We start from the raw sequence: 7,041 nt of genomic DNA, 5'->3' as shown, positions 1-7,041 counted from the left end.
GCCATGCGGACTACGTGAAGAACATGATCACGGGTGCGGCGCAGATGGACGGCGCGATCCTGGTGGTCTCGGCGGCGGACGGCCCGATGCCGCAGACGCGGGAGCACATCCTGCTGGCGCGTCAGGTCGGTGTTCCGGCGCTGGTGGTGTTCCTGAACAAGATGGACATGGCGGACCCCGACCTGGTTGAGCTGGTCGAGATGGAGGTTCGCGAGCTGCTGAGCTCGTACAAGTTCCCGGGCGACGAGATTCCGGTGATCAAGGGCTCGGCGCTGTGCGCGCTGGAGGACCGCGAGCCGGCGCTGGGCGAGCAGGCGATCCTGAAGCTGATGGAGGCGGTGGACGCGTACATTCCGCAGCCGGAGCGTCCGAAGGATCGTCCGTTCCTGATGCCGATCGAGGACGTGTTCTCGATTTCGGGCCGCGGCACGGTGGTGACGGGTCGCGTGGAGCGCGGCGTGGTGAAGGTTGGCGAGGAGGTCGAGATCGTCGGCCTGAAGCCGACGGTGAAGACGACGGTGACGGGCGTCGAGATGTTCCGCAAGCTGCTGGACAGCGGCGAGGCGGGCGACAACATCGGCGCGCTGCTGCGCGGCACGAAGCGCGAGGATGTGGAGCGCGGTCAGGTGCTGGCCGCCCCCGGCTCGATCACGCCGCACACGCAGTTCAAGGCGGAAGCGTACATCCTGACGAAGGAGGAGGGCGGGCGTCACACGCCGTTCTTCACCAACTACCGTCCGCAGTTCTACTTCCGCACGACGGACGTGACGGGCGTGGTGAAGCTGCCGGAGGGCACCGAGATGGTGATGCCGGGCGACAACGTGTCGATGGATGTCGAGCTGATCGCGCCGATCGCCATGGACGAGGGCCTGCGGTTTGCGATCCGCGAAGGCGGCCGCACCGTCGGCGCCGGCGTCGTCGCCAAGATCGTGAAGTAAGAGACGGGTCGGGATCGGGTCCAGCATCATGGACAGCCAGAACATCCGCATCCGCCTCAAGGCGTTCGATCACCGCGTGCTGGACGGCAGCACGCGGGAGATCGTGAACACGGCCAAGCGGACGGGCGCGCAGGTGCGCGGGCCCATCCCCCTGCCGACGCAGATCGAGCGCTTCACCGTCAACCGCTCGCCGCACGTCGACAAGAAGTCGCGCGAGCAGTTCGAGATCCGCACGCATCGCCGCCTGCTCGACATCGTGGACCCCACCCCGCAGACCGTGGACGCGCTGATGAAGCTCGACCTCGCCTCCGGCGTGGACGTCGAGATCAAGATCTGACGCGGCCGAAGGGACACCTGCCATGGCCACGCAAGGCCGCCAGAGTGGTAAGAGGACCGGGCTGATCGCCCGCAAGCTGGGAATGACCCGGCTGTTCAACGACGACGGCTCCACCGTGCCCGTCACCGTGCTGCACCTCGACGAGGTGCGCGTGGTGGCGAACCGCACGGCCGAGAAGGACGGCTACGACGCCGTCCAGCTCGGCATCGGCAACGCCAAGCCGAAGAACGTGACGAAGCCGCAGAAGGGCCACTTCGCGAAGGCCGGCGTCGAGGCGCCGCGCAAGCTCGTGGAGTTCCGCGTGCCGGCCGACGGCCTGGTGCCGCCGGGCACGAAGCTTGCGGCCGGGCACTTCCTGCTGGGCCAGAAGGTGGACGTCACCGGCGTCACGGTCGGCAAGGGCTTCGCGGGTGCGATGAAGCGCTGGAACTTCGCCGGCCTCGAGGCGTCGCACGGCGTCTCGATCACCCACCGCTCGCACGGCTCCACCGGCAATCGCCAGGATCCGGGCAAGACCTTCAAGAACAAGAAGATGGCCGGCCATCTCGGCGTCGAGCGCGTGACCACCCAGAACCTGGTGGTCGCCGGGCACGATGCAGAGCGCGGCCTGCTGCTGATCAAGGGCGCCATCCCGGGCCCGAAGGGCGGCTACGTGCTGGTGCGCGACGCGGTGAAGCGCGCGCGTCCGGCCGAGGCGCCCTTCCCGGCGGCGGTCCAGGGGTAACGCGACATGCCGAAGCTTCCCGTCATCACGCTGGACAACGCGCCGGCGGGTGAGATCGAGCTGCCGGAGGCGCTGTTCGGTGCCACCCCGCGCGCCGACATCCTCGCCCGCGTCGTGCATTGGCAGCTCGCCAAGCGCCGTGCCGGCACGCACAAGGCGAAGGGCATGGGCGAGGTCTCCGGGACCACCAAGAAGCCCTACCGTCAGAAGGGCACCGGCAATGCCCGCCAGGGCTCGCTCCGTGCGCCGCAGTTCCGCAAGGGCGGTGTGGTGCATGGTCCGGTGGTGCGCAGCCACGCCTACAGCCTGAACAAGAAGGTCCGTCGCCTGGGCCTGATCCACGCGCTGTCGGCCAAGGCCGCCGAGGGCAAGCTGGTGGTGCTCGACGCCGCTGCGGCCGGCACGGACGCCAAGACCGCGCAGGTCGCCAAGCAGCTGAAGGCGCTCGGCTGGACCAGCGCGCTGGTGGTGGATGCGACCGTCGATGAGGGCTTCGCCCGCGTCACGCGCAACTTGCCTAAGGTCAGCGTGCTCCCGACCCTCGGCGCCAACGTCTACGACATCCTCCAGCACGACGTGCTGGCGGTGACGCGTGCGGGCGTCGCGGCGCTCGAGGCGCGGCTCAACGGGAACGAGGAGGCCGCGGCATGAGCGAGGCGGCGGCGAAGACCGGCGCGCGTCTCAGCGACGAGCGCATGTACCAGGTGATCGTCTCCCCGGTGGTGACGGAGAAGGCGACCCGGCTGAACGAGTTCAGCCAGGTGACCTTCCGCGTCGCGCTGGATGCGACGAAGCCGGAGATCAAGGCGGCGGTGGAGAAGCTGTTCTCGGTGAAGGTCGAGGCGGTGAACACGGTCGTCATGAAGGGCAAGACCAAGCGGTTCCGCGGGCGGGAAGGCCAGCGGTCCGACTGGAAGAAGGCGATCGTGAAGCTGCAGGCCGGCCAGACGATCGACCTGACGACGGGACTCGCGTGACATGGCGCTGAAGAACTTCAACCCGGTCACCCCCTCGCTGCGCGGCACGGTCCTGATCGACCGTTCCGAGCTGTGGAAGGGCAAGCCGGTCAAGGGGCTGACGGTCGGCAAGACGTCGTCGGGCGGCCGCAACAACCACGGCCGCACCACGGTCCGGTTCCGCGGCGGCGGACACAAGAAGTCCTACCGCCTGGTGGACTTCAAGCGCCGCAAGTTCGACGTGCCCGCCACGGTCGAGCGGCTCGAGTACGACCCGAACCGCACGGCCTTCATCGCCCTGATCAAGTATCAGGACGGCGAGCTGAGCTACATCATCGCGCCGCAGCGCCTGAAGGCGGGCGACACGGTGGTGAACGGCTCGAAGGGCGCCGACATCAAGCCTGGCAACGCGATGCCGCTGGCCAACATCCCGGTCGGCACGATCGTGCACGCGATCGAGCTGAAGCCGGGCGCGGGCGCGAAGATGGCCCGCTCCGCCGGCACCTTCGCGCAGCTGGTCGGCAAGGATGCCGGCTACGCGCAGATCAAGCTCATGTCCGGCGAGACGCGCGTCGTCCGCGCCGAGTGCATGGCGGCGATCGGCGCGGTGTCGAATGCCGACAACATGAACCAGCAGATCGGCAAGGCCGGCCGCAAGCGGTGGATGGGCTTCCGCCCGCACAACCGCGGCGTCGCCATGAACCCGATCGACCACCCGCATGGCGGTGGCGAGGGCCGCACCTCGGGCGGCCGTCACCCGGTCACGCCGTGGGGCAAGCCGACGAAGGGCGCGAAGACGCGCAGCAACAAGCGGACGGACAATCTGATTGTCCGGCGCCGCAACGCGACGAAGGGCTGAGCGAGACATGCCGCGCAGCGTCTGGAAGGGGCCGTTCGTGGACGGCTACCTGCTCAACAAGGCGGAAGTGTCCCGCGCTTCGGGCCGCAACGAGATCATCAAGATCTGGTCGCGCCGCAGCACGATCCTGCCGCAGTTCGTCGGCCTGACCTTCGGCGTCTACAACGGGAAGAAGTTCATCCCGGTGCAGGTGACGGAGAACATGGTCGGCCACAAGTTCGGCGAGTTCTCGCCGACGCGCACCTTCAACGGCCATTCGGCCGACAAGAAGGCGAAGCGGGGCTGAACCGATGAGCAAGCCGAAGCACGAGCGCACGCTCGACGAGACCGAGGCGCAGGCCATCCTGCGCAACATCCGCGTCTCGCCCCGGAAGCTGAACCTGGTGGCCGCGCTGATCCGCGGCCGCACGGCGCAGGATGCCGTCGCGACGCTGACCTTCAGCAAGCGCCGCATCGCGCAGACGGTGAAGAAGACGCTCGAGAGCGCGATCGCCAACGCCGAGAACAACCACCAGCTCGACGTCGACCGCCTGGTCGTGTCGCGCGCGGAGGTCGGCCGCTCGATCGTGATGAAGCGCTTCCACGCCCGTGGCCGCGGCCGCGCGTCCCGCGTCGAGAAGTGGTTCAGCCACCTGAAGATCGTGGTCGCCGAGAAGTCGCCCGAGGCGCCGGCGCAGAAGGAAGCCGCGTAAGATGGGCCAGAAAGTCAATCCGATCGGGCTCCGGCTCGGCATCAACCGCACCTGGGACTCCCGCTGGTTCGGGTCCGAGGACTACTCGAAGATGCTGCACGAGGACCTGAAGCTGCGTCGCACGCTCCGCGACCGGCTGAAGGGCGCGGGCGTGTCCCGCGTGGTGATCGAGCGTCCAGCGAAGAAGCCCCGCGTGACGATCCACGCCGCCCGCCCGGGCGTCGTGATCGGCAAGAAGGGCGCGGACATCGAGGTGCTGCGCAAGGACCTGGCGAAGATGGCCGGCGCCGAGGTGGCGCTGAACATCGTCGAGATCCGCAAGCCCGAGATCGACGCGACGCTGGTGGCCGAGAGCATCGCCCAGCAGCTGGAGCGTCGCGTGGCCTTCCGCCGTGCGATGAAGCGCGCCGTGCAGTCCGCCATGCGCCTCGGCGCGGGCGGCATCCGGATCAACTGCTCCGGCCGTCTCGGCGGCGCCGAGATCGCGCGCATGGAGTGGTACCGCGAGGGCCGCGTGCCCCTGCACACGCTGCGCGCCGACATCGATTTCGGCACCGCGACCGCGAAGACCACCTACGGCACCTGCGGGGTCAAGGTGTGGATCTTCAAGGGCGAGGTGATGGCCCATGATCCGATGGCGCAGGACAAGCGCGCCGCGGAACAGGCCCCGCAGCGCTGATTGGTGAAGTGAGATGCTGCAACCCAAGCGCACCAAGTTCCGCAAGGCCCACAAGGGCCGCATCAAGGGCGTGGCCAAGGGCGGCTTCACGCTGACCTTCGGCGGCTTCGGCCTGAAGGCGCTCGAGCCCGAGCGCGTGACGGCCCGCCAGATCGAGGCGGCGCGCCGCGCGATCACCCGCGCCATGAAGCGCCAGGGCCGCGTGTGGATCCGGATCTTTCCGGATGTCCCGGTCTCGACCAAGCCGGCCGAAGTCCGCATGGGCTCCGGCAAGGGCGCGCCCGAATACTGGGTGTGCCGCGTGAAGCCGGGCCGGATCATGTTCGAGCTCGACGGCGTGTCCGGCGAGATCGCGCGCGAGGCGCTCGAGCTCGGCGCGGCGAAGCTGCCGATCAAGACCAAGATCGTCACGCGCCTCGGCGCGGCGGAGGCGTGATCATGGCGATGACCAAGATCGGCGATGTGCGCGCGAAGAGCGCGGACGAGCTGCAGGAGATGCTGGTCGGCCTTCGGAAGGAGCAGTTCAACCTGCGCTTCCAGCGGGCGACCGGACAGCTCGAGGCGGTGGGGCGCATCAAGGAGGTGCGCCGCACGATCGCCCGGGTGAAGACCATCATGGCCGAGCGCACCCGCGCTCAGGCCAAGTCGTAAGGGGTTCCGGACGATGCCGAGGCGCGTCCTCACGGGGCGGGTGGTCAGCGACAAGACCGACAAGACGGTGACCGTCCTTGTCGAGCGTCGCGTGATGCATCCGCTCTACAAGAAGTTCATCCGCCGCTCGAAGCGCTATGCCGCGCATGACGAGGCCAACCTGTGCAAGCAGGGCGACCTGGTCTCGATCGAGGAGTGCCGGCCGATCAGCAAGACGAAGTCCTGGCTGGTCGTGACGCGCAATGGCGAGGCGGTGGCGCGTCCGGCCGGCCTCGAGCTGCCGGCCGAGCAGCCTGCCGCGCAGCCGTCGTCGGTGGGGGCCTGATCCATGATCCAGGTCGAATCCAACCTCGACGTCGCCGACAACTCCGGCGCGCGCCGCGTCCAGTGCATCAAGGTGCTGGGCGGCTCGAAGCGGAAGACGGCGAGCGTCGGCGACGTGATCGTCGTCTCCGTGAAGGAGGCGATCCCGCGCGCCAAGGTGAAGAAGGGCGAGGTGCATCGCGCCGTGATCGTCCGCACCGCCTATCCGGTGCGCCGCATCGACGGGACGGCGATCCGCTTCGACGGCAACGCCGCGGTGCTGATCAACAAGCAGGGCGAACCCATCGGGACGCGCATCTTCGGACCCGTCGTGCGCGAGCTGCGCGCGCGGAAGTTCATGAAGATCATCTCGCTGGCGCCGGAGGTCCTGTAAGGCCATGGCCGCGAAGATCAGGAAGGGCGACCGGGTCCAGGTTCTGGCCGGTCGCGACAAGGGCAAGCGGGGCGAAGTGATCCGCGTTGTCCCGAAGGAGAACCGCGCCTTCGTGCAGGGCGTGAACATGGTGAAGCGGCATGAGAAGCCGCAGGGCCTGAACCGTCCGGGCGGCATCACGGAGAAGGAGGGTCCGATCGACCTTTCCAACCTGGCGCTGCTCGATCCGAAGACCGACAAGCCGACCCGGGTGGGCTTCAAGACCCTCGAGGACGGCAAGAAGGTCCGCGTGGCGAAGGTCTCGGGCGAGGTGATCGACCGATGAGCGGGACGAAGAAGGGCGGCGCCAAGGGCGACGCGAAGAAGCCGGCCGCGAAGGCCAGCGCGAAGGCGGCCGCCCCCAAGGGCGGCGCGCGCGAGGGCGAAGTAGCTGAAGAGCGTGGCGAAGACGAGGAATGGGATCATCGCCACCGCGATCGCCGCCCCTTCGCCGAGCTGCCCGCCCGGG

At 68.5% G+C, this 7,041-nt stretch carries 15 protein-coding genes; all 15 read left to right on the top strand.

The features are described 5' to 3' along the window. Nucleotides 1-938 (top strand): elongation factor Tu (tuf, locus tag L2I40_RS15790; RefSeq protein ID WP_237214375.1); only part of this gene is annotated, 938 nt, incomplete at its 5' end. A gap of 28 nt (nucleotides 939-966) precedes the next feature. Beyond that, the gene (gene rpsJ, locus L2I40_RS15785) at nucleotides 967-1,275 is read left to right on the top strand and encodes a 30S ribosomal protein S10 (RefSeq protein ID WP_127789263.1); all 309 of its coding nucleotides are present in this window, start codon (nucleotides 967-969) and stop codon (nucleotides 1,273-1,275) included. A 22-nt stretch (nucleotides 1,276-1,297) separates the two neighbouring features. Further along, entirely contained in the window at nucleotides 1,298-1,999 is a 702-nt protein-coding gene (rplC, locus tag L2I40_RS15780; protein ID WP_237216158.1) for a 50S ribosomal protein L3, read from the top strand. A 6-nt stretch (nucleotides 2,000-2,005) separates the two neighbouring features. Next, nucleotides 2,006-2,650 carry a 50S ribosomal protein L4 gene (gene rplD / locus L2I40_RS15775; protein ID WP_237216157.1) on the top strand — a complete coding sequence of 215 codons (645 nt, stop codon included), beginning with the start codon at nucleotides 2,006-2,008 and terminating at the stop codon, nucleotides 2,648-2,650. After that, nucleotides 2,647-2,976: a 50S ribosomal protein L23 gene (locus tag L2I40_RS15770; RefSeq protein WP_237216156.1), complete on the top strand. Its 330-nt coding sequence runs from the start codon at nucleotides 2,647-2,649 to the stop codon at nucleotides 2,974-2,976. Before rplD ends, L2I40_RS15770 begins: the two co-directional genes overlap by 4 nt. Nucleotide 2,977: 1 nt before the next feature. Then, entirely contained in the window at nucleotides 2,978-3,814 is an 837-nt protein-coding gene (gene rplB / locus L2I40_RS15765; protein WP_237216155.1) for a 50S ribosomal protein L2, read from the top strand. A gap of 7 nt (nucleotides 3,815-3,821) precedes the next feature. Further along, on the top strand, nucleotides 3,822-4,100 hold the full coding sequence (gene rpsS / locus L2I40_RS15760; protein WP_237216154.1) for a 30S ribosomal protein S19: 279 nt from the start codon (nucleotides 3,822-3,824) through the stop codon (nucleotides 4,098-4,100). A gap of 4 nt (nucleotides 4,101-4,104) precedes the next feature. Beyond that, nucleotides 4,105-4,506: a 50S ribosomal protein L22 gene (gene rplV, locus L2I40_RS15755; protein WP_237216153.1), complete on the top strand. Its 402-nt coding sequence runs from the start codon at nucleotides 4,105-4,107 to the stop codon at nucleotides 4,504-4,506. A gap of 1 nt (nucleotide 4,507) precedes the next feature. Then, nucleotides 4,508-5,185, top strand: coding sequence for a 30S ribosomal protein S3 (rpsC, locus tag L2I40_RS15750; RefSeq protein WP_237216152.1), 678 nt, complete (start codon nucleotides 4,508-4,510; stop codon nucleotides 5,183-5,185). A 13-nt stretch (nucleotides 5,186-5,198) separates the two neighbouring features. Continuing rightward, a complete protein-coding gene (rplP, locus tag L2I40_RS15745; RefSeq protein WP_237216151.1) occupies nucleotides 5,199-5,621 on the top strand; it encodes a 50S ribosomal protein L16 in 423 nt (140 codons plus the stop codon). Between the two features lie 8 nt (nucleotides 5,622-5,629). Further along, nucleotides 5,630-5,836 (top strand): 50S ribosomal protein L29, encoded by a 207-nt coding sequence (rpmC, locus tag L2I40_RS15740; protein ID WP_237216159.1) that lies wholly within the window; start codon nucleotides 5,630-5,632, stop codon nucleotides 5,834-5,836. Nucleotides 5,837-5,849: 13 nt separating this feature from the next. Next, nucleotides 5,850-6,161 (top strand): 30S ribosomal protein S17, encoded by a 312-nt coding sequence (rpsQ, locus tag L2I40_RS15735; protein ID WP_237216150.1) that lies wholly within the window; start codon nucleotides 5,850-5,852, stop codon nucleotides 6,159-6,161. Between the two features lie 3 nt (nucleotides 6,162-6,164). Further along, complete coding sequence (gene rplN / locus L2I40_RS15730; RefSeq protein ID WP_237216149.1) at nucleotides 6,165-6,533, top strand: 50S ribosomal protein L14; 369 nt, start codon at nucleotides 6,165-6,167, stop codon at nucleotides 6,531-6,533. A gap of 4 nt (nucleotides 6,534-6,537) precedes the next feature. Then, nucleotides 6,538-6,858: a 50S ribosomal protein L24 gene (gene rplX / locus L2I40_RS15725; protein WP_237216148.1), complete on the top strand. Its 321-nt coding sequence runs from the start codon at nucleotides 6,538-6,540 to the stop codon at nucleotides 6,856-6,858. Continuing rightward, on the top strand, nucleotides 6,855-7,041 hold a 187-nt coding region (locus L2I40_RS15720; protein ID WP_237216147.1), incomplete at its 3' end, for a hypothetical protein. The genes rplX and L2I40_RS15720, both read left to right, overlap by 4 nt.

The sequence above is a fragment of the Falsiroseomonas oryziterrae genome, from assembly GCF_021864505.1.
Classification (GTDB): domain Bacteria; phylum Pseudomonadota; class Alphaproteobacteria; order Acetobacterales; family Acetobacteraceae; genus Falsiroseomonas; species Falsiroseomonas oryziterrae.
This window is presented reverse-complemented; position numbering and strand designations above follow the sequence as displayed.